Source organism: Escherichia sp. AM3 (assembly GCF_032029835.1).
Lineage (GTDB): Bacteria > Pseudomonadota > Gammaproteobacteria > Enterobacterales > Enterobacteriaceae > Escherichia > Escherichia coli.
Genome location: NZ_JAVUPQ010001010.1, coordinates 1 through 267 on the forward strand (window position 1 = coordinate 1; position 267 = coordinate 267).

Annotated in this window: 1 protein-coding gene; it reads right to left on the minus strand. The window is 51.7% G+C overall.

The annotated features are described in order from the left end of the window. Positions 1–267: conjugal transfer protein TraG N-terminal domain-containing protein (locus tag RTW80_RS29470; RefSeq protein ID WP_312721668.1), on the minus strand; the 267-nt coding region annotated here is incomplete at both ends.

Here is a 267-nt window from a genome sequence, read left to right on the forward strand (position 1 = left end):
GTAGAAGTAACCGTAACTCTCCCCCATCGCGTTAGACAGTAAGGCTGCACCGTTCAGTTTGTTGCCAAAGACTTTACGCGTCAGCCAGGTGAATGTTGCACTGCCCGGGTTCACATCGGTATTCGCCAGGGATTTAATCTCTGTTGCGGCCTGCTGACAGGTCAGGAACTGGCGAGTTGTCGAGGTCATTTTAAAAATGCCACGCAGCGGGCTGGGATTACTGGTTATCAGCGTGAGCGGATCGGTGGAGTTCAGTAACTGGTTAAT